The 20,091-nt window shown below is 52.5% G+C and carries 15 protein-coding genes; 6 read left to right on the top strand and 9 right to left on the bottom strand.

Annotation, left to right across the window (positions count from 1 at the left end; genetic code table 11):
• Positions 1-76: 76 nt before the first annotated feature.
• Positions 77-646, top strand: coding sequence for a hypothetical protein (locus VE954_RS25505; protein WP_324958160.1), 570 nt, complete (start codon positions 77-79; stop codon positions 644-646).
• Here VE954_RS25505 and VE954_RS25500 read toward each other — a convergent pair.
• The 4 genes from VE954_RS25500 to VE954_RS25485 are packed head-to-tail and all read right to left on the bottom strand — an operon-like array spanning position 643 to position 3,745.
• Positions 643-1,572 carry a stomatin-like protein gene (locus VE954_RS25500; protein ID WP_324958158.1) on the bottom strand — a complete coding sequence of 310 codons (930 nt, stop codon included), beginning with the start codon at positions 1,570-1,572 and terminating at the stop codon, positions 643-645. The two genes, VE954_RS25505 and VE954_RS25500, sit on opposite strands and share 4 nt — an antisense overlap.
• Before the next feature lie 3 nt (positions 1,573-1,575).
• Positions 1,576-2,493, bottom strand: a complete 918-nt coding sequence (locus VE954_RS25495; RefSeq protein WP_324958156.1) for an SPFH domain-containing protein — start codon at positions 2,491-2,493, stop codon at positions 1,576-1,578.
• Positions 2,490-2,945, bottom strand: coding sequence for an NfeD family protein (locus tag VE954_RS25490; protein ID WP_324958154.1), 456 nt, complete (start codon positions 2,943-2,945; stop codon positions 2,490-2,492). Before VE954_RS25490 ends, VE954_RS25495 begins: the two co-directional genes overlap by 4 nt.
• Entirely contained in the window at positions 2,942-3,745 is an 804-nt protein-coding gene (locus VE954_RS25485) for a helix-turn-helix domain-containing protein (RefSeq protein WP_324958152.1), read from the bottom strand. The genes VE954_RS25490 and VE954_RS25485 overlap by 4 nt, the downstream gene beginning before the upstream one ends.
• A 299-nt stretch (positions 3,746-4,044) precedes the next feature.
• On the opposite strand from VE954_RS25485, the gene gntA reads away from it, so the two are divergent.
• The 3 genes from gntA (at position 4,045) to VE954_RS25470 (ending at position 8,533) form a co-directional block, all read left to right on the top strand.
• Positions 4,045-4,707 (top strand): guanitoxin biosynthesis heme-dependent pre-guanitoxin N-hydroxylase GntA, encoded by a 663-nt coding sequence (gene gntA, locus VE954_RS25480; RefSeq protein WP_324958150.1) that lies wholly within the window; start codon positions 4,045-4,047, stop codon positions 4,705-4,707.
• Positions 4,697-5,290 carry an urea carboxylase-associated family protein gene (locus tag VE954_RS25475; RefSeq protein ID WP_324958148.1) on the top strand — a complete coding sequence of 198 codons (594 nt, stop codon included), beginning with the start codon at positions 4,697-4,699 and terminating at the stop codon, positions 5,288-5,290. The genes gntA and VE954_RS25475 overlap by 11 nt, the downstream gene beginning before the upstream one ends.
• A gap of 189 nt (positions 5,291-5,479) precedes the next feature.
• Positions 5,480-8,533 (top strand): choice-of-anchor D domain-containing protein, encoded by a 3,054-nt coding sequence (locus VE954_RS25470; protein ID WP_324958146.1) that lies wholly within the window; start codon positions 5,480-5,482, stop codon positions 8,531-8,533.
• Between the two features lie 56 nt (positions 8,534-8,589).
• On the opposite strand, the gene VE954_RS25465 is transcribed toward VE954_RS25470, so the two are convergent.
• From VE954_RS25465 to VE954_RS25455, 3 genes are all read right to left on the bottom strand, one after another.
• Positions 8,590-9,738, bottom strand: coding sequence for a YsnF/AvaK domain-containing protein (locus VE954_RS25465; protein ID WP_324958144.1), 1,149 nt, complete (start codon positions 9,736-9,738; stop codon positions 8,590-8,592).
• A gap of 225 nt (positions 9,739-9,963) precedes the next feature.
• Positions 9,964-11,331 carry a hypothetical protein gene (locus tag VE954_RS25460; protein ID WP_324958142.1) on the bottom strand — a complete coding sequence of 456 codons (1,368 nt, stop codon included), beginning with the start codon at positions 11,329-11,331 and terminating at the stop codon, positions 9,964-9,966.
• A gap of 15 nt (positions 11,332-11,346) precedes the next feature.
• A complete protein-coding gene (locus VE954_RS25455) occupies positions 11,347-12,531 on the bottom strand; it encodes a PLP-dependent aspartate aminotransferase family protein (protein WP_324958140.1) in 1,185 nt (394 codons plus the stop codon).
• A gap of 196 nt (positions 12,532-12,727) precedes the next feature.
• Here VE954_RS25455 and VE954_RS25450 point away from each other — a divergent pair, with 196 nt between their 5' ends.
• A complete protein-coding gene (locus VE954_RS25450; protein ID WP_324958138.1) occupies positions 12,728-13,150 on the top strand; it encodes a hypothetical protein in 423 nt (140 codons plus the stop codon).
• Between the two features lie 316 nt (positions 13,151-13,466).
• Positions 13,467-14,021, top strand: a complete 555-nt coding sequence (locus tag VE954_RS25445) for a cytochrome c (RefSeq protein WP_324958136.1) — start codon at positions 13,467-13,469, stop codon at positions 14,019-14,021.
• 20 nt (positions 14,022-14,041) lie between these two features.
• On the opposite strand, the gene VE954_RS25440 is transcribed toward VE954_RS25445, so the two are convergent.
• Together VE954_RS25440 and VE954_RS25435 are read right to left on the bottom strand one after the other, a co-directional pair.
• A complete protein-coding gene (locus tag VE954_RS25440) occupies positions 14,042-14,848 on the bottom strand; it encodes a sugar transferase (RefSeq protein ID WP_324958134.1) in 807 nt (268 codons plus the stop codon).
• 234 nt (positions 14,849-15,082) lie between these two features.
• On the bottom strand, positions 15,083-20,080 hold the full coding sequence (locus VE954_RS25435; RefSeq protein WP_324958132.1) for a diguanylate cyclase: 4,998 nt from the start codon (positions 20,078-20,080) through the stop codon (positions 15,083-15,085).
• Between the last annotated feature and the right edge of the window lie 11 nt (positions 20,081-20,091).

The following is a 20,091-nucleotide window of genomic DNA, read 5'->3' as shown; positions in this document are numbered from 1 at the left end:
ATCTTAAGGATGTTTCAACAGGTTTTCCTATACACTCGTCGACAGGCTCTGTTTTTCACTCTTGAAGGAGTCGCTGATGATACATGAAAATAGGGAGCTGGGTTACAGCATCGTTGAAGACAGTCTTTACGTTCACCACGCTTCAGACCTTTTGCAGCATCTGCGGGTCGACGAGCAGCGAGCGGAAGCCCGACATCAACTGGCGCAAGTATCCGGCATCACCAATGAATCCATCCTGAATGACCTTCTGGAACATGATGTCACCGCCTCCACTGTCGCAGCTCTGCCGCTGGTCCCATTGATTCTAACAGCCTGGGCTGATGGAGCCATGGAACCTGCGGAACGCACGGCGATACTGAAAGCCATGGGAGATCACGGCCTTATTCCGTCTCAGCCTGCCTACGAGCAGCTTCAGACGTGGCTGGATGAAGCCCCGGTTTCCACGCTTTTTGGTATTTGGGAAATCTATGCGCGCGGCATTCGCGAAGCGATGGATTATGCATCCTTCGGGGAATGGAAGAACCGAATCATGGACCGTGCAGAATTTATAGCCGCCGCAACGGGCGGCTTTATGGGACTTGGTTTTACGATTTCAGCAGCGGAAAAATCGATGCTGGCTAAACTGGAAAGTTCGTTTCCTCTTTAGCGTTTCGATTTGGGATCGAGATCGACCATCTTAAGCCAACTGTTTATGTCGGCGAGATTCGCCGGCAGCACCACCTGAGTTCCCTTGCGAGCCAGGTAAGACAGTCGGGTCAGATAGCGTTCGGCAATCTGCAGCTTCAAGGCCTCTTCACCACCCTCACGTTGCACCACAGCAGCAATCTTGGTGATGGAGTCAGCGGTCGCTTTCGCCAGCGTTCGAATCTCCTCGGCCCGGCCCTCGGCCTCGTTGATCTGCCTTTGCATTTCACCTTCCGACAGGTTGATCATTTCACGCTTTTTACCCTCGGATAGATTGATCTTGGCCTGCCTATCGCCTTCACTCTTGGCCAAGGTCGCGCGTCGCTGGCGTTCCGCCGTAACCTGCTTTTCCATGGAGACGCGTACGCTTTCCGGCGGCCGCAGGTTTTTGATTTCATATCGATGCACACGAATGCCCCAGGCCTGTCCCGCAGCGTCCAGCACAGCAACAGCCCGCGCGGAGATCGTCGAGCGCTCTTCAAAGGTCTTATCCAGGTCCAGCGTTCCAATGACAGCGCGCGTGGTGGTCTGCGCCAGCTGCACCGCCGCGTAGCGATAGTCTGTCACACCGTAACAGGCCTTGGTCGGATCTGTTACCGACAGATAAATCACGCCATCAACGGTAACATGCACCTCGTCTTTGGAAAAGCATTCCTGAGGCGGCACCTCAATGGCCTCCTCCCGCAGGTCCACCTTAAAGGGGACCTTATCCAGAAAGGGAATCGTGGCATGAAAACCAGGACCCAGCGTGCGATGATACTTGCCCAGTCGCTCCACAACGTAGGCGAATTGTGTCGGCACAAGACGGATCGAACCGATCAGCTTGATCACAATCACCAGGAACAGTAGGCCCCAAAAAATCAGATTAATCCATGCGAAAATATCCACGACTTACCTCGTTTGCGTTGGGAGAGGGTTGGTGACTAAATCAATGCCTTCAAAGATGCCTTTGACTTTGGCCAGCTCAGCAGGCACCACGGAAACGTCGGCTATTTTCAAGATTTCGCCGAGCTCATCCACAAACTGATCGATCAGCTTCAGTTTAACTGCGGTGGCACCCCCAGGCTGATTCACAGCATCGGCCACGATCATCATGCCTTCGGCCATGGCGGCCGCGATCAGACTGATTTTCTGTCCCTTGCCCATGGCTTCGTTGATCTTCTTTTGCTTCTCACCTTCCGAAATATTAATTGCAAACTGACGCTCACCCTCGGAAAGATTGATGCGCGCTTCCTTTTCCGCTGTGGCCAGAGTGATTTCGGAACGCTTTTCCCGCTCCGCTTCCATTTGTTTCTCCAGCGTCGCCACCACATGGGACGAAGGCTGAATGTTCATGATCTCATAGCGCAGAACCTTGATCCCCCAGGAGCTGGATGCAGCATCAATTTCTTCAACGATCTTATCGTTGAGGGCCTCGCGTTCAGAAAAGGTTTCGCTCAGGCTCATTTTACCGACCTCGGACCGCATGGTCGTCTGGGCGAGGTTGATGGCAGCCAACTGATAATTGGCAATCCCGTAACTGGCCAGCTCGGGATCGACAACCTTCAAATACAAAAGGCCATCCACCTCAATCTGAATATTATCCCGCGAAATACAGCTCTGGGGCGGAATATCCAGAACCTGCTCCCGAGTCTCGTGACGATACGCTACGCGATCGACCAGCGGCGTCAGGATGTGAAAGCCGGGCTGGGCCACTTTCAGAAAGCGCCCTAACCTTTCCACCACCACGGCCTCGCGCATGGGAACGACGATCACGGTCAGGTAAACAAAGATCAGTAGAATAAAGGCTAGCACGGTTAAAAAGATCATGGCAGTTGGTCTCCTTTCGCCATTGATTGAACGATCCAAAGGGAACCTGAGCGGTTCACGATTACGGCCTTTTCACCTCGCAGCAACGTTTCATCGCTTTCAGCTTCCCAGCTGGTGTCGCGAAAACGGATACGTCCGTGTTTCGCTGGGGTGATGTCCTGCAGGACTTCAACGATAGCGCCATGGGCGTCTTCATCCTCTTCCACGTTTTCAACGTGGGTGTCGCCGGGAAAAAATCGAAGAAACAGCGTGCGCACCACCAGAACCATAAAGAGCGCTATCACAAAAAAGAGAGTGAGAGACGGCACCCAACCGTCGACCCAGCCGAAATATTCAGCCAAACCGACCAGAGCCGCGGCCACTCCAACAAAACCCAAGACGGCGCCAGGGACCAGGAATTCGGCCAGCAAACACACAGCGGCGAGGATGGACCAAAATAGGGTCTGATTCATGTGGGTTCCTTTCCATGAAAACTGAGCACCTGCTTTTGTATGAAGTGCAGGGACGACTTTTTCAGTTCAATATTTTCTGCCACAGCTTCAATATAGGCCTGTTCATGGTGATTGAGCTCGCCGTCACTCAATGCCATGATGTAAAGAATCCACAGCAGCAGGTGCTTCAAGGCGTCCTTGGGAAACTTGCGCTCCAGACCCTTGCCCAGATAGCGGGATTCAAAGGCGCGCAGTAAACTGGCTTTTTCCCGCTCATCAAACTCAAAAGGCGCATAGGCGAGAAGAATGTCACGGGCTTTTTTTTCCTCGGCCCTGATCTTATGATCGGCGGTCATCAGCGAGTTCACATAACGACAGAGCTCCAAAAAATAATCGCGCCGCTGAGTCTCAGTCAGCCGATTCAAGAGGAGCTGCAGAACCGGGGTGCTCGATCCCAATTCGTCCAGACCGATTTCTGCGGCGATGATAGGGTCGTGCCGAATGGACTGGATCATGTCCTGCATCGACTGTGATACAAGCCCCAGTTGCACCATGGGCGCCATCCAGGGTCCGATCGCCTCAACCGTCGAGGCGACCTCCATCGGCTCAAATAGGTCCTTCCAGTCGGCTCCATACAATTGAAGCAGATACCACGCGGCTTCCAGACTGATTTTCAAACGGGCTTTTTCGTAATCGTAAAGGGTTCCCTGGCGCCAGTCGAGTTTCTGCTCCACCAACTTTTGAGTCAGGCCGGCTTCTTTTCTTAAATGGATGAGCCTTTCCAGCACATGCAATTCGGGAAATTGTTCATTTATCCCCATGAAGACCTCCATCATCATTCGTTCTATACAACGATAATTTTCCTGATTTGTTGCAAAAAAATCGTAATTATTTCTTAATGCATTGTTTTTATTGTCTATATTTTCGGAACTCGACGCAATTTTCTACAAAATTGGCCTACGTAGGGTCCTGCAGTCTCTAGACTTCGCTCTGTCCTCTTCCCAACTCATGTCGGCGTTAGCCCGCACCTGAGTTGTTTAAGCAGGTTAAGGACAATAGTAATGCGGAATGGTTCTTGCCTTATAGCTTGTGTCGTCCGCCCGAATGATGAGGAGCATTTATGCAGAATACAAAACCGGATCTGGAACATTTTATCGGCAACAAAGCTTTTCCTTGTGTTGGCGCCAAGACCGCTTTGGCCACCAATCAGATCGAGGTGTACGAAGCCAGTTCGCTCCTGGATTCTGATCACGACACCGAACTTCTTCAGAAGCTCCAGGACTACATTCAGAACTGTCGTGCCGATGATGGGGGCTTTCGCAGCTTCATCGTCACGTTCACCGATACACCGTCCCTCGACGAAGATGCATTCGAAGCGGCCCTTTGGGAACGACTGCAGAATTTGCACGCGCTGGACGAATCGGAATGGGATCCTGCCGTCAGTTCTGATCCGGATGATTCGAACTTTAGTCTGAGTCTGGCTGGCAAGGCTTTCTATGTTGTGGGTATGCATCCCCAGGCAAGCCGCCCCGCCCGGCGGTTCAAAGTCCCGGCGCTGGTTTTTAACCTTCATGAGCAGTTTGAACGCTTGCGGGCTGATGGCCGGTATCATACGATGCGACAGATCATAAGGCGCCGTGACCAGGCGTTCGCGGGATCTGTGAATCCCATGCTGCTTGATTTTGGAACGCGTTCTGAAGCCATTCAGTATAGCGGTCGACATGTTGAAGGTGCCTGGAAATGCCCCTTCCACTCGAAAAAGGTTGATGCCCATGTCCACTGAAAAGCTTCAGACCATCCTGCCTCGCAGCGGTACGGCCTTGAGAATGAAAGCCGGCCAGGAACTCAAAATTGTTGATCCACAAGGGGAGCAGGTCTGCGATTTGATCTGTTTCAATGCGGACGACAAAGCCGAGTATCTGTCGTCGGGTCGAACCTTGGATTACGCGAGCCGACTTTTCCTGACCAAAGGTGATGATTTTTATTCTAATCGCAGTCGGGTCATGTTTCGTCTGATCGAGGACACCGTGGGTCGGCACGATTTTTTGCTGACTCCGTGCAGCAAGGATACGTTTCGCATTATCTATGGTCATGACAAGCCGCACCGGGGATGCTTCGGAAATTTGGAAGAGGCCCTGTCACCTTTCGGCATTACAGGGGATAGCATCCCGGTCACGTTCAACGTATTTATGAATGTCGTCATTGATGGAACCAGTGGCGCTATGAAGGTTGAGCCGCCCCGAAGTCGTCCGGGAGACTCGATTATCATCAAAGCGGAAATGGATCTGATCGTAGGACTGACAGCCTGCTCAGCCGAGCAATCGAATAACTTCGCCTTTAAACCTATTCAGTTTGCGATCCTTTAAAGCACGGATTCTGCCGCCGGGTAAGTTTGAGTGAGAACTTCCCGGCTCTTCGCGTTTTTTTAGTATTTTAATGCCATTTGAAATGGCATCCCACCCTGTTAATATTATTAACTTTTTAATCTCAAATCATGAATTTTTACAGTCCAGCCTGTGCCAGCCGAAGAATAGAATAAGCTGACGAGGTTGAAAATGTATCTGTCTCCGACACCACGGAACAAGGTTTGGCTGGGATTCTCCCTGGCTGTCCTGCTATCCGCCTGCATGCCGCAAATGCAGCAGACGGCGCCGGAAGCTGCCGCCGTGGAAGAGACACCAGCCACCACCCTTTCCAAACAGAGCAATGCCGAGAAGGCTAAAGCGGAAGTCGATGTTGACCTCGGCGTGATGCTGGGTTCAGCATCCAGTGCGCGTCCCATCATGGCTCTGGTTTCGGTCATCGACGAAGTCGATTATCGTCTCAGCGGATGTGCGAGTGGCAACGGGATGCTTTATACCGCGGTTGGAAACCAATCCATCAAACTCTATAAGCATGATCAAAACTGCGTGATTGGCCTGGAGCGGGTGAAAATTGAAGGCGTGAATTACACGCTGCCCCTCAACACCAATTTCGATACTCAGTTGAATGCCCGAACAGCTTTAAAGAGTAGCAACGGAAAAACCATCTATGCGATGGTGCAAAGCCAGCTGCCGGCGTTGCTGAGTGCCTCGAATTATACGGTAGGTTTCGTTCTGAGTGAAACCGAGCAGGGTCTTACCAAAATGATCCCTATTTATGAAATCGGCTTGACCCTGAACCGCACCCAAATTGCGGAAGGCAATGCCTTGACAGCGACCTTCACGGCGCAGCGCGCGGTTCCTTCCATCGGCGCTCTATCCATTAATCTGGTGTATTCGGGTACCGTGACTCCAGGCGTTGATACCAATACCTTACCAACGACGCTTCAATTCCTTGATGGACAATCTCAGGTCAGTTTTACAGTTTCTGCTGTGGATGATACCAGTCTGGAGCCCTTGGAAACCCTGACAGTTAATCTGGGTCTGGGCGCCTACTTCTCCAAGGCTGTGCCGACCACGCTGAATCTCGCTGATAACGATGTGGCGGTTTTGAACTTCAATACACCAACATTGTCCTTCGGCTCACGCGCTCTGAACCTGCCGCAAGATATGTCGGTGACCGTGACCAATACGGGGACGGTCGCTGCTTCGGCTTTTCAGCTGGTTTCAGGTCTGGTCGGTCCTTTCTTTTTTCCGACCGGCTATCCTGGCGAAGGCGGAACCTGCGGCAACAGCTTGAATGCGGGCAGCAGCTGTACGCTTGTCTTTGGCTTCAATCCAACTGCCTTGACGGCATCCAGTAACTCTCTCATCTTTAGTTATCACGATGGTGTGACCACGCAAAATTTAAGTTTGAACCTGCAGGGCACCGGTGCTGCCGTGGGTTACCTGAAAACCAATCTTGGGAAGCGCTTTGATTTTGGAGTGGTGCCGACCGGCACGCCGACCAAAAAGCATGTGGTGATCGAAAATCTAGGCACAGGATCCATAAGCAGCCTGAGTCTCAGCTTTGGATCGACAGCGTTTGCTTACGCCGGTGGCACGTTCCCTGGAACGGGTGGCTCCTGCACGGCGACCGTTGCCGCAGCAGCAAGCTGCACGGTTGTCGTCACTTATACTTCGGCAACGGCCGGCGTGGTCAGCTCGTCTGTCACATTCAGTTATAATAACGGCTCTCAGGTTTTGACAACACGCGCTGTGCTGGAAGCTTCCGCCAGCACGCTGGTTTCGGAACATCAGGTGGTCACGACCGGTCTAAATACGGCCCGGGCCATTACCTTGAATTCGACCGGGGGAACAGGCACAAAAACCTACACGATCGATAGAACACCTGTCTTTGGCACCTTGACCGGAGCCGCTCCCAACCTGACCTATACACCCAATACGGGCTTCAAAGGTCAGGACACCTTTACGTTTCATGCCAACGACAGTGCTGGCCCAAGCGCCAGTGCCGAAGTCCGCATTTTGGTTCAGCCGAGCGCCATCTTTATCGTGTCGAACCCCAATAGTTTGGCCAGCATGGACTTGGATTTTAGAAACCGCCTGATTGCCAAAGGTTTCGCCGTGACCATGATTGATGACGGGGTGACCACCACCTCGCAGTCCAACGACAAGGATCTGGTCGGGGTGAGTGCTTCGGTGCGACCCTCGTCGGTTCTGACGAAGTATCGTGACGTCAAGCTTCCCGTTCTGATCTGGGAGCGCGGCCTCTACGATGATATGAAAATGATTTCAGGCAGCAGCGCCACCGGTGCCACAAGCAGCACATCAGCCATTCGCGTGGCGGAAAATACGAGTTTTATGAACCGGGGTTATACCGTCGGTTCCCTCACGGTGTTGACCGCGGGCGCCAGGCTCAGTTACGTAACCAACAATGATAGTAACGTTGCCAAATTTTCTTCGATGCCGAGCAGCACGACACAGATCCTGGAATTCGGCTACGAGGCGGACAGCTACATGCCCGGTGCGATGATTGCTCCCGGACGCCGCTTGGGAACATTTTATCCTGCCAGCAATGGTGACTTCAACACGGCCGGCTTTGCCCGTATCGATCGCAATATTGATTGGGCCCTGCAAAATCCTTCGAGCCTGATCTATGATTCCTTTCAGCGTGCCGCCAGCACCACGGTTGGCAACGGCTGGAAAGAAATCGAAGCCACGGCGACCGGCGCGAGCGTCGATGGACAGCAGTTGAAATTTGAAACTCAGGATAACGTGGTCCAGGTCAAAAACAGTTTTTCCTTGCAGAAGACCGGATTTTTAACGGCTTCCTTTTATCTGGACCTGCAAAGAACGGGCAGCCTGCCAACCGATTATCAGCTGCGCTTCCAGTTGGGCCGTTGTGATCTGATGGATAACGATAGCAGCAACGATTCCGGTGTAGCCGTCAACCTTCTGTGGGGCGGGATTAACTCAGGAATGGCGAGCGAAAATAGCCTGGGTTATCGACTGGCCAACGGCAACAATACCACGCTTGGCACTCTCAATAGCGCCCATGCGTTGATTTCCATCGAAGTGAATCTGAGCACGAACACCTATACGATCACCAGCCCCTTGGGCACCACTGGCAGCATTGCGTTCCAAAACAATGTGAGCGTCGACTGCGTGAAGTGGGTCGCCCGGAATATCAATAGTCAGGAGTTTACACGCCGGGGCGTGCACCACCTGAAAATCATTCAAGGCACATAATAGGTTATGACAGAAAAAGGATCCGCCTAAACGGATCCTTTTTCCGGACCAGGGTATTAAACTCCTGGCTGGATCTTATCCTGCCCACGAGTTGAGGTAATGGGTGGGATGGTGGTATCGCGGCGATCCTTGATGGAGACGCGACCATCGGAATCAACATGCGCTTCTTCGCGACGCACTTCTTCCGAAACCGATTTGGTTTCAGTGATTTTGTCTTTGGACACGCGGATTTCTTCGCGTGGCACCACTTTCTTGTCAATGTGCACAAACTCTTCACTGACAGGGATGCGAATTTCTTTGCTTTCCATATCCAGGCCAGCCGTTTCCAGCGAGCCTTCGCGGGCTTCACCATCCAAAGGACGGCGCTCCACAACGATCTCTTCGCGGGTTACAGGTACTTCAATGGTCCTGGTTTCGGTGACGATTTCCTTGCGAAGTTGAACTTCACCAGTTTGCATGCGTTCGGTGTAAACATCGAGTTGTTCTTCGCGCAGTTCCATCACCCGGTCCGAATCCATGCTGGTTTCCATGGTGGAGTCCAGACGATTGCCAGAAAGGCTCTGGTCGCGACTGATGTCGGTGCGTGTATCGGAAAGTCCGAGATCACGGTCCATATCGGTGCGGGTTCCCATCAGGCTTTGATCACGGTCCATATCGGTGCGGGTTCCAGACAATCCCAAATCACGGTCGAAGTTTGTCCGCGTTCCCGACAGGCTTTGATCATTAAGGCCCGAGCGGTCACTGTCCAAACTGGAGCGGGTTCCAGCAAGGCCTTGATCGCGATAGAGTTCGCTTTCATAGAACTGGCTGCCTTGTTCTTCAACACGGCCGCCGAAGCGGGCAATCACTTCGCGACAAACGGAGATATCGTTGGAGTCTTCTACGATCACGAGATGATGCTTGTTATTATAAGCATCCTGGAAATAAGCTTCCGAATCCTGGCTCATATTCCAGCTAGGCCGATCGTCATCAAAGCCGAAAAGACGGGCAAAGAAAGCGGAGATTCCCGTTTTTTTAGGTTCGGTGTTCGAACTATAGGTACTGCTGGCGCCTTGACGCTCAGATGTTCCGGTGAAAGTGACGTCTTGATCATTTTCCACCAGACGAACGGCAGAAACTCCAAGACTACGAAGTTCATCTGTTGCTCTTTGCGCATCAGAAAGATCCGAAAATACGCCGACTATTGTTCTGCTACCTGTTTGCATGATTTTGTCTCCTTGTCATTGGATGGCTCGATGCCGACACAAATCATTATGCAAATCAGAGTCCAATCTCGAATGATCGCCAACTGATGCGCGATCAAATGCTGGACAGCTCATCCGTGCTCTGCCGTCTCTTGAGAGACCTGTTCGTTTTTTCATACGGTGTCGTGAACCACAGCATGCAATCGAACCTTATCATGGGTTTTGAGCTTTTTTATGAGGGATTGATTAGAAGTTACAAGTCGCACCGACCACATGCCCAGCTCGACCGACTTCCTTGCAGCCGGCTGGTAGAGGATCACTATCTATATAGAGTCCATACTGCGAATGCTCCGATCCAACGCGTTCACCAAAACAAAGTCCCACTAAAGGATAAGGTCGCGGCGTTGTTCGAAAAACGGCGGCCTGATTCCAGGGCCAATCCGGAAGACGTCTTTTTAAGTTCTGACAGTCCTGCCAACTCAGAAAACGTTCCGCGGGTGTTTGGATGTAAAAAGGTCGCCATTCATAAGCCATATGTGTCAGGGCGCTGCCCATCAGTAACACCAGAAGCGCATAGCGAAAACGTTGAGCGGAGGCTGAGGCCTTCATATCGTCCAGGACAGCCTGCAGCAGAAGGCAAACCAAAGGTAAAGTTCCCATAAAATAGTACCGGTGCTGAAAGGCGTGCGCGCCATCCAACATTGCAATGGCAAGAATCTGGAGCCCCAGCAAAAGCCAAATGCGACCCAGAGGCCGCGTTTTCCCAAGCACGGTGAGAAGCAAAAGAAGAGGAAGGCCTGCATAAAAACTGAGGCCTTGTAGAAAGAGGTGGCCCATCTGCGGCAGGTCGCTGAGAAATTCCCGCAGCGCATGCAAAGGATTCTGTGGATCCACGCGATAAAGCGATTCGCCACCAGCCAGAGATTGAATCCACCTGGTGCCCTTCACATAATAAAGAACGGTCCCGGTGAAGGCGACAGCGATGGGCGGTATGGTCAGCCATAACGTTTGCCAAAACCCAGGGGAGAGCAGAAGGAGGGCCAGGACGATCACTGACGTTGGCTTCATCAGGAAACCTATCAGCAAAAGCAAAGTGGCGCCCACACGATGTGTTCTTTGATAAAGATAGCCCGTGGCCACCAGGACCAGAAGCATGGCCGTGGCATCGGGTATGAACTTTGGGAAAAAGACCAGACCGAGCCCGACCAGGGGCATCCATCGCCAGCTCCGGGATGCGTTGACCCCACCGGGCATTTGATCACGCCAGACCCGGATATTCCAAAGAACGAGGATTAAATTGAGAATAAACACCAGGGCGCGGGCCAGACCAGTGCCCCAGGCCGGGCCGAAGTGAAACAGCGGAGCTGCCACCAGATTGAGGAGAGGCCATTCCATGGCCATAAGACCCGAACTTTCACCACTATGAAGAACCGCGGGCAGAAGTGGCCAGGGTGCGTCCGGCTCAACTGTCCAACGCAGCCAATAACGCAGGCTCACACCCAGCGTATCGACCTGCCTCCAGACATGCGGATGACCCAGGGGCAAAAATAAGGCGACACACGCAAAAAAACCACGAACCCACCAGGCGATTTTCAAAGCCCGCGTTTCATTCATAGCCAGCCATTCCCCTTAGTTCACGCGATCCAGGAGCTGCTCCAGATCGCGAATCAAATCCGCAACGTTTTCAATACCGATCGACAAACGAATCGAGGTGGCATCAATTCCAGCCTGAATCCGCTCCTCCGCGCTCAGGTCACCCGCGAAAAAGAACAACGCGGGGGTGATCAGCGATTCGGTGGAACCAAGGCTGGCCGCTAACTTAAAGAGCTGGCCGCGAGCCACCATCTCTTCGATTGGATATTTTTTATTTTTCAAACTGAAGAGCAGCATGCTGCCGAAGTCATGGTACAACTCGCTGAAATACGCGTGCTGGGGATGGCTCGGCAAGCCGGGGTAGCTGACGTGTTCCACTTTGGGGTGCTTTTCAAGCCACTGGGCCAGAGCCAGAGCATTCTCACACTGGGCTTTGCGGCGAAGATGGAAGGTCTTCATCCCGCGCAGGATCAGATAGGCTGCATGCGGATCCAGAGTCGCGCCGAGCAGGATCATGTTTTCTTCCAGCTCCTGCCGCAGCTTCTGACTGGTCAGGATAATCCCGCCCATCACATCACCATGCCCGCTGGCGAATTTGGTGAGACTATGAATCACGACATCACACTGTTCGGATTTCAGCTTTTGAAAGCCGGCAAAGGTATGATCCAACACGGTCAGAACATTATGTTTCCTGGCCGCGGCGCAGATAAAATCAATGTCCGGAGCCCGGACCTGGGGATTCGTCATGCTTTCAAAGATGACCGCCTTGGTATCGGGCAGAGCCAGAGCCGCCTGGATACCCGCTTTGTCATCGATGGAAAGTCGCGTTAACTGAACCCCCATCTTGCGCAGAATTTTTTCCGCGAAGACCCGGGAAGGGCGATAGGACTCAATAAAATAAACCAGACGGTCCCCTGATTTCAGGAGACTGAGCAAGGCTCCTGCGATCGCGGCAATACCGGTGCTGGTGGCCAGTCCGGTTTCCTGACCCTGCAGCTGGGCGAGCAGATTTTCCAACTGAGCCACGGTGGGATTGCCGTGACGTGAATAGAAATAGCCGGTGCGCTCGTTGCGGAATATCCGTTTCAACTCATCGAAGTCTTTAACCGCAAATTTTACGCTTTGATAGATCGGGGTGGCCAGGGCGTAATTATCAGGTGGGAGCAACCGGGTTTCCAAATGATTGCAAATCGTCTCGGGTGCCATTGTGTTCTGGTCCATGGACTTTCTTCCTCCTGGTCCTTGGCCTGCAACGCCTGTGTTGATCGCAGCACAGCTGTTGCCAGGAACCGTCAAAATCCGGGGTCAAATACGCCAAAAAATACAAGCAATATCATGGACTTTCTTAAAGAAAGCCCGGAATGCGCCTTGCAGCAAGGTGTTCAGAGTGCTTCGTGCACCAAAGGAGAAATCTACCATGAGCTTCGAGATTCTTACCCGATTCAGTCCCCTGGCCCTGATCCCCCTGTTATTTGCCTGTGGCGTCGAAATCTATCATGAGCCTGCGGCTCCCGTCGATCACTATGTATCCATGACTCTTAGCCAAACCTATGGCCCACGCGATATCCTGGCCAACGAATGCATTGACCTTTGGGACAGCACCCACGGGGGGTCGATTGACGTCGACAGTCCCTGGCTGAGTCATGATTTGCGTGTGGATTGGCGAAACTTTGCCGGTCAGATTGAACTTGAAATCAGCGATGCCTTTGGTCCGCTGAGCAGTCATAGCTTTGATGAGGATTTTTTCAAAAAGGGTGGCAGTACGGAATTTTCGATTGCCACAGAAGGCCAGGATTACCTTCTTCAGCTCACAGGGCCCTATTGCAGCCGCAGGCGGTAAAGAGCAGGTGGGGGATTTGTGACAAAACGTCCATCCCCCTCCACCGATCAGCTGTTGTAGAACCACTTGAAATAATCCCGAGGCTCTCTTGGCACCAGGATGTTAGAGAACAGCCGATCTTCCAAACTTTTATCCGAATCCTTCCATCCAAACAGGCGACGCAATTTTTTAAACAATAGATTTCCCTCCGTGTTGCACTATCGTCCCTATCTTAAAAAAACTACGCGCGAAGCTCAACCTATAAAAAGAGGCTTTGAGTGCTTGCAGGAATTGACGCCAAGGCTTTAAAATTTTTCTTACATAAGGAGAATTTCATATGCGTCTTGCCTGGATGATTCCTGTCTGTCTTTCCTTACAGCTCATGTCCTGCACGAAGAAGAAGCCTTCCGAGACAGCACCGGCTCCTGCTGAAGCCTCGCCAGCCGCGGCAGTGCCGCAGGACGCGACCCACGCCAAGTTTCCTTTAACAGCCCAGCCGTCGGGTGAAATCCGCAACGAATGGGTCCCATCGCCCCACGAAAAAGCCCAACTGGAAGTCCTGGAGCAGGAATCCAAACAGTTCTCCGGACTGAAGAACAAGCCCGACAAAGGTCTCGCCCTCTTCAAACTACACTGCGCGACCTGTCATGGCCCGGAAGGACGAGGTAATGGACCGGCTGGCGACACTCTCCCCGTTATTCCGACAAATTTTCATGAGTGGCCAATAAAATATGGACGCGCCCCGCATGAACTGGCGTTCACGATCATCAACGGTCGCAATGAAGGTGTGATGCCGCCCTTTGGAGCAGCCATGAAGAAAGAGGATCTCTGGTCTTTGGTTTGGCTGGTTTCATCGTGGATCGAAGCGCGACCGGATAACAAAAAGCCCTGAGGACTGGGCCGCGGACAAGGTCAGTAGGCCCCGCGGCCAGTTAACATCACCCAAATGGTCAGCACGATCAGCTTTAAATCCAGCCACAGTGACCAATTGTAAACGTACTCCATATCCATGCGCATCCACTCTTTAAACGAAACATTACTGCGCCCACTCACCTGCCAGATGCAGGTGCAGCCCTGCTCCACGACCAGGCGACGACATTGCCACTTTTCCCAATGAATCACTTCTGAAGGCAAGGCGGGACGTGGACCGACCAGGCTCATGTCACCAATCAGGACGTTCCAAAGCTGGGGCAACTCGTCAAGACTGGTTTTCCGCAGAAAACGTCCCACCCGGGTCACGCGGGGATCATTGCGAATTTTGAAGACCGGCCCGTCACTCTCGTTTTTTTCCAGCAGAGTCTGCTTCAGTGCTTCGGCATTGGTGACCATGGTCCGAAATTTGTGCAGACGGAACAAGCGTCCACCGCGCGCCACTCGGGTTTGCGAGAAGTACACGGGCCCTGGACTATCCCATTTAATGGCCAAAATAATCAAACCTGCGATCGGGGCCAGAAGGGTCAGGGCCGTTCCAGCCAGCAGGATATCCATAAAGCGTTTTAAGAAACGTTGCACGGGACGCTGGACCGCTTCGCGATTCAGCATGCGTTTCAAATCAGGGCTGAACCGCAGACTCGAACGCCCCAGATCCTCGGTGTGCCAGACATGGGGTGTCGGGCGATAGGATTGGGGGGTCTGGATGCGTATCCCTTCAATTGACGTTGGCTGAGGTACCGCTTTCACATCAACATTCTTCGTCAGCTGGGTCTGATCCATTTCCATAGCAACTTCCCTCTTGACCAAGACGCGCTATGCGCCTTGCTGCCATTAGAGCAAGTTCAGATCCCAAGGCTAAGTCATTGAATGTAAAAGGAAATCAGGGCGATCCTAGAGGTCAAAATCAAGACTCCTGTCATAAACTTTGACAATCCAGTCTTGATGCAAGCTTTGTGGGCGTTACGATTGAGGAAGTTTGAGGCGATCGACCTCCGCGATGGGGTCGATCCTCGCCTCGGATCAGGCGACGGTCACTCGGTTGCGACCTTCGCGTTTGGAGGTGTAAAGGGCTTCATCAGCCTTTTCCACCAGGATGGTTTTGTCTTTCACGTCTTCGGCCAGGTAGCTGACGCCCAGGGAAATCGTCACCTTAAGGGTCGCTTCGCCATGAGGGATCGCCATGGTTTCGACCGCCTTCCGAATCCGTTCGGCGACCAGAGTCGCCATATCCGGGCTGGTTTCGGGCAGAATAACGGCCATTTCTTCGCCACCGTAGCGAGCCACGACATCCGACTTACGGCAGGTGTCCCGGATGGCACCGGCCACACGCTTCAAAACAAGGTCACCGATCTGATGCCCCCACTTATCGTTAAATCCCTTGAAGTGGTCAATATCGATGAGAATCAGCGAAAGATTGCGCAGGTTACGCTGTGATTGCAGCATTTCCTGTTCGAGCATGCTTTGGAAATAATCGTGGTTATAAAGTCCGGTCAGACCATCGGTGGCGGCCTTCACGGACAGTTCCAGGCGCCCGGCTGCCGCGAGGCAGATGATTTCCAGGGTTTCAATGCGTTCGGCGGTGAAGGTGCTGTTGGCCCGGTTATTTTCGAGGTACAAAAGGCCCACGATTTCCGAATCCGCACCAATGCCGACGGTGATGGGGATACAAAGGATCGACCAGACCTTGTTCTTTTGAATATAGGGCTCGCGGTGCAAACCGGGAACCGTATCCTGAGCAACGCTGGCATTATCGATCACAATACCCTTACGGGCGCGGCGCACATAGTTGATGACCATCTTCGAAAGATTATGGCTGTGTTCCACGGCCACCGATTGCAAGATCTTCGGCGCTTCCTGATCCACTGAACTTTCCGCTTCTATAAAGAACTCACCGTCCTTGCGCAGCAGCAAAGCACCTTTTTGAGCCCCAGCAAACTCGATCGCGCTGGAAATGATTTTTTCCAGCATCCGACTGTGAACGTTCTCTTCAGCAATGGCGAGCAGCGCACGTTTCAACGTCGTGATATCGATCGTGGACGAAGACATGGTGGCCAGCGAACCGGTCAGCGCTCGCTCTCCCATTTGACCACTGAGCATCTGCGGATATTTTTCTTCCAGCAGGCGGACCTTGGACATGGCGCCCCAACGTTCATAGTTATAACGCGCCCGCTTCATATAAGCATAAGCTGCAGTATGACGACCCTGGGTCAGATGAAATTTGGCAGCCAGTTCGTTGGCCAGAGCTTCGTCCTGCAAATACTGGTTGGCTTTAGCCAAACCAATGGCCTCATCATAGGCCAGCTGGGCGTCATAGGCTTTGCCGCGAAGAGCCAGCCATTCCGCTCGTAAAAGAGAATGTTTGTGCTGGAAATTCATCGGCGCCATCTGGCTCCACTTTTTATAGCGGGCAAAGGTCTGCTTGATCACGCGTCCCGCTTCCTTGCGTTCCGCAGGGCCCATCACATTCCACCGCCGCATCAAAGCCAGACTGTAGTAATAGAAGAAGACAGCACCCGTGACGGTCCCCATCACCACCTTGAAATGAGGAGCGGCTTTATTCGCCGCTGCCACGGCCTCCTCAGGATTATCAAAAGTATAAGCCAGGAAGCATTTTAAGAAGTAGGTGTTAAAGAGACCGCTGGCATCATGATTTTGCTCATAAATGGGGAGCATACGCTCTTCATCAAAGGTATCGCCCTTGAGGATATGCGGCGCCGGACTCTTGAGTTCGATCAGGTTTTGCAAGGCTTCATGATAGAGGCGCAGCTGCTCCTCATCCGCACGCTGGCCCAGCTGTTCCGTCACGACTGCGAAACGGGTCATGTCCTCGGCCAAGGGCCGCAATTCACTGCCGACGAGGAAGCTGCGCAGACAATAGCCCGCGACCCCATGCGCGGCAAATTCAAAGTCACCGGCATCCAGACCAGCCTGGTGAGCATAAAGTAAAGGCTTCAGGGTGCTGCGAATATGATCCTTCCAAGGCCGGATGAACATATTGAAGCAAACCAGGGTCGCAGATTCAATATCCTTGGCATTCAGTTTTTCATAGAGCTTGATGCCAAGTTCACCGAACTTATAACCCGTCTTGACATCACCCAGCATCGCCGCCATCAGCATACCGTAGGTTGTGTAAGCCAGGGCAGACGTTGACGTGTTGCCGTAACGCAGCGAGGTTCGAATCAGGATGCCGGAAATCAACGGCACCTGACGCGGAAAGAAATAGAAAATAGCCTGGGCCATCGAATAAAGGAAATGCATCTGCGCCAGGTGCAAAGGATCCTTCATTTCCGGCAAATTCAGCAGCTCGTCCTGGGAGCGGCGCCTGACCGACCAATGCGTATAAAGAAACGAGGCCGCAATCCTCAGCCAGCTCGGATTCTGTGGGATATGCACACCCAGCTCGGCCAGAATTTTTTTACCCAAGGCTATGGCTTCCTGCATATCGTTGCGAGCGACCGCAGCATGCACCTTGGTTTCATAGGCTGGGATTTTTTCAATCAGAGTCAAACCACGAGCCAGGACCACATCGATGGCTTCATGCATCGTCTCATAAGCTTTGGCCAGAAATGCCAGCTCGGCCGTTTCCCGATAAAGATCCATCATCAGAACATGATAATTGGCCCAGTCTTCCGTTTTTTCCTGGGTGGCCGCGGCCTGCAGATACTCCAAGGCGGTTTGATAGGCTGCGGAAATCTTGGCTTTCTTCGCCGCATACAGATTGAGTTGAATCAGTTCAATGCGCTCGGCATCGGACCGAATCAATTCGAGGCTGCCGTTCAGGTGGTTGACGATGGCAAAGATATAATCATCCCGCCGTGCTCCCTTATGCAGATCGAGAAGACTCCGGCCCACCTTATACCGCACGAGTTTACGAGAACCTTCATCAATCAGGTCGTATGCCGCCTGTTGAATGCGATCGTGCGTAAACTTATATTCAATGCGCAGGCCCTGATTCTCCATGGGAATTTCCAACTCGACCAGGCGATAGCCATCGCCGATCGGCACGATCAAACCCTGGGACATGGTTTCGCGCAGAAGTCCGGCCGTATGCTGCATCGCTTGGCCGGCAACCTGAGCCAGGGTCACGAGATCGAAAGTTTGGCCAATACAGGACGCCAATTGCACGAGTTCTCGCGTCGGCTGGCTGAGCTTTTGAATGCGTGTGCTCATAAGTTCGACGACGTTATCGGTCATGTTCGCGGAACGGATCTTCTCCAGATCCCATTCCCAGGTGCCTTTTTCGGGATGAAAATACAGCAGTTGATCTGTATAGAGGGATCGCAAGAATTCATCAGTAAAGAAGGGATTGCCGCCAGTTTTCTCAAGCACGAGCGACGCCAAAGGCTGAATACGCTCCACAGTGGTATAGAGGGCATCTGCAATCAACTGGCTGACTTCGCGGCCGCCCAGGGAATGCAGCTGCAGTTTGCCAAACTCAAATTCACTGGCTTCCAGTTCCTGCATATACATCGCCAACGGATGCGTGCTGCTGACTTCGTTATCGCGATACGTCCCGATAAAATAGAAATGCTGCAGGCGTTTGTCCTGCATCATGAGATCGATGAGTTTTAACGAACCGGTATCGATCCACTGCAGATCGTCCAGGTGCAGAACCAAAGGATGATCTGATTCACAAAAGACTTTGACGAAATTCTTGAAGACGAGCTTAAAGCGATTGTCCGCTTCGTTCGGGCCCAGTGGCTGAACCGGTGACTGGGGACCGATAACGAGTTCCACTTCGGGCAGCACATCGATAATGATTTGACCGTTAGGCCCTAGTGCTTTGAGAATTTTTTGACGCCATTCGATCAGCGTGGATTCCGGTTCACCCAGGAGCTGGCGCACCAGGTCACGGAAGGCATCCACAAAAGCTGAATAGGGGGTGCTGCGACGGAACTGATCAAACTTGCCGGCAATGAAGTGACCATTATGCTGCGATACTGGTTTTTGCAATTCCCGAATCAGCGAGGACTTTCCCACTCCAGAATAACCAGCCACAAAAAAGACTTCACGACCGCCTTCACAGACTTTCTCAAATCCCCGGGTCAGCTCCTCAAGTTCCTTTTGCCGACCGTAAAGGATTTCTGGTATGTGAAAACGATCAGGAATATCCTGAAGCCCGAGCGGGAATTTATCGACGGTTTTCTGCTCGCGCAGTCCTTTAAAGATTTTCTGCAAATCGACCATCACGCCCCAGGCGCTTTGATAACGGTCCTCGCAGTTCTTGCTCAAGAGTTTCAGGATCAAGTCGGTCAGCACTTCCGGCAGCTGGTGGTTGAAATGCCGAGGTGAAATGGGGCGTTTGGCGATATGAAAATGAATCAGCTGCAGCGGATCTTCCGCTTCAAAGGGCAGCCGGCCGGTAAACAGCTGATAAAGGGTGACACCAAAGCTGTAAAAATCACTGCGGTAATCAATGAATCGATTCATGCGGCCGGTTTGTTCTGGTGACATATAAGGCAGACTGCCTTCCGTCACACCGCTGCTGCTCAGCTCGGCTTGCTCACGCAGAAGTTTGGTCGAAATACCGAAATCGATGATTTTGACGTCACCTGTTTCCCGATTATAGAGAATATTGGTCGGGTTGATGTCCTTGTGGATGATATTCTTGCTATGAATCTCCACCAGGTTCTTGGCCAGTTTGCTGGCGATATCCAGGCCTTCCAGGATCGAAACCGCACCGGCGCGAAGGATCTCCTGCAAGGACACCCCGCCGGTATCTTCGAACACCAGCATGGGTGCATTTTGGTGCTTTTCATAAGCCAGAGCCACGGGGGCGCAGCTCAATCCGGATTCAGTCACGATGCGATACTGATTTTTATAGCGCGCAATTTCGTGACGTTCCAGAAACTCTTCCTGAAGAATCTTCAGAATCACGCGCTTGTGATCAGACTCACGAACGGCTTTGAACACCGTGCTGCGCGGACTTTCGAAAATCTTCACGAGATGAGTGTAGCCCGGTACCCGAACGAGATCGGACTCTTCCGCACTGGTCTTCTGCTTGGCAGCTGTCCCCATACGCGTCTTCC

Origin of the sequence: Oligoflexus sp. (assembly GCF_035638955.1) — a bacterium.
Lineage (GTDB): Bacteria > Bdellovibrionota_B > Oligoflexia > Oligoflexales > Oligoflexaceae > Oligoflexus.
Note: the sequence above shows the minus strand (reverse complement) of the source record. Positions and strands in the feature narration are given on the sequence as shown.

Excerpts from the sequence above, each read along its gene's own strand:
- VE954_RS25505 (WP_324958160.1), top strand. The coding sequence starts at position 77 with ATGATACATGAAAATAGGGAGCTGGGTTACAGCATCGTTGAAGACAGT.
- VE954_RS25495 (WP_324958156.1), bottom strand. The coding sequence starts at position 2,493 with ATGATCTTTTTAACCGTGCTAGCCTTTATTCTACTGATCTTTGTTTAC.
- VE954_RS25490 (WP_324958154.1), bottom strand. The coding sequence starts at position 2,945 with ATGAATCAGACCCTATTTTGGTCCATCCTCGCCGCTGTGTGTTTGCTG.
- VE954_RS25485 (WP_324958152.1), bottom strand. The coding sequence starts at position 3,745 with ATGGGGATAAATGAACAATTTCCCGAATTGCATGTGCTGGAAAGGCTC.
- gntA (WP_324958150.1), top strand. The coding sequence starts at position 4,045 with ATGCAGAATACAAAACCGGATCTGGAACATTTTATCGGCAACAAAGCT.
- VE954_RS25475 (WP_324958148.1), top strand. The coding sequence starts at position 4,697 with ATGTCCACTGAAAAGCTTCAGACCATCCTGCCTCGCAGCGGTACGGCC.
- VE954_RS25470 (WP_324958146.1), top strand. The coding sequence starts at position 5,480 with ATGTATCTGTCTCCGACACCACGGAACAAGGTTTGGCTGGGATTCTCC.
- VE954_RS25465 (WP_324958144.1), bottom strand. The coding sequence starts at position 9,738 with ATGCAAACAGGTAGCAGAACAATAGTCGGCGTATTTTCGGATCTTTCT.
- VE954_RS25460 (WP_324958142.1), bottom strand. The coding sequence starts at position 11,331 with ATGAATGAAACGCGGGCTTTGAAAATCGCCTGGTGGGTTCGTGGTTTT.
- VE954_RS25455 (WP_324958140.1), bottom strand. The coding sequence starts at position 12,531 with ATGGACCAGAACACAATGGCACCCGAGACGATTTGCAATCATTTGGAA.
- VE954_RS25450 (WP_324958138.1), top strand. The coding sequence starts at position 12,728 with ATGAGCTTCGAGATTCTTACCCGATTCAGTCCCCTGGCCCTGATCCCC.
- VE954_RS25445 (WP_324958136.1), top strand. The coding sequence starts at position 13,467 with ATGCGTCTTGCCTGGATGATTCCTGTCTGTCTTTCCTTACAGCTCATG.
- VE954_RS25440 (WP_324958134.1), bottom strand. The coding sequence starts at position 14,848 with ATGGAAATGGATCAGACCCAGCTGACGAAGAATGTTGATGTGAAAGCG.
- VE954_RS25435 (WP_324958132.1), bottom strand. The coding sequence starts at position 20,080 with ATGGGGACAGCTGCCAAGCAGAAGACCAGTGCGGAAGAGTCCGATCTC.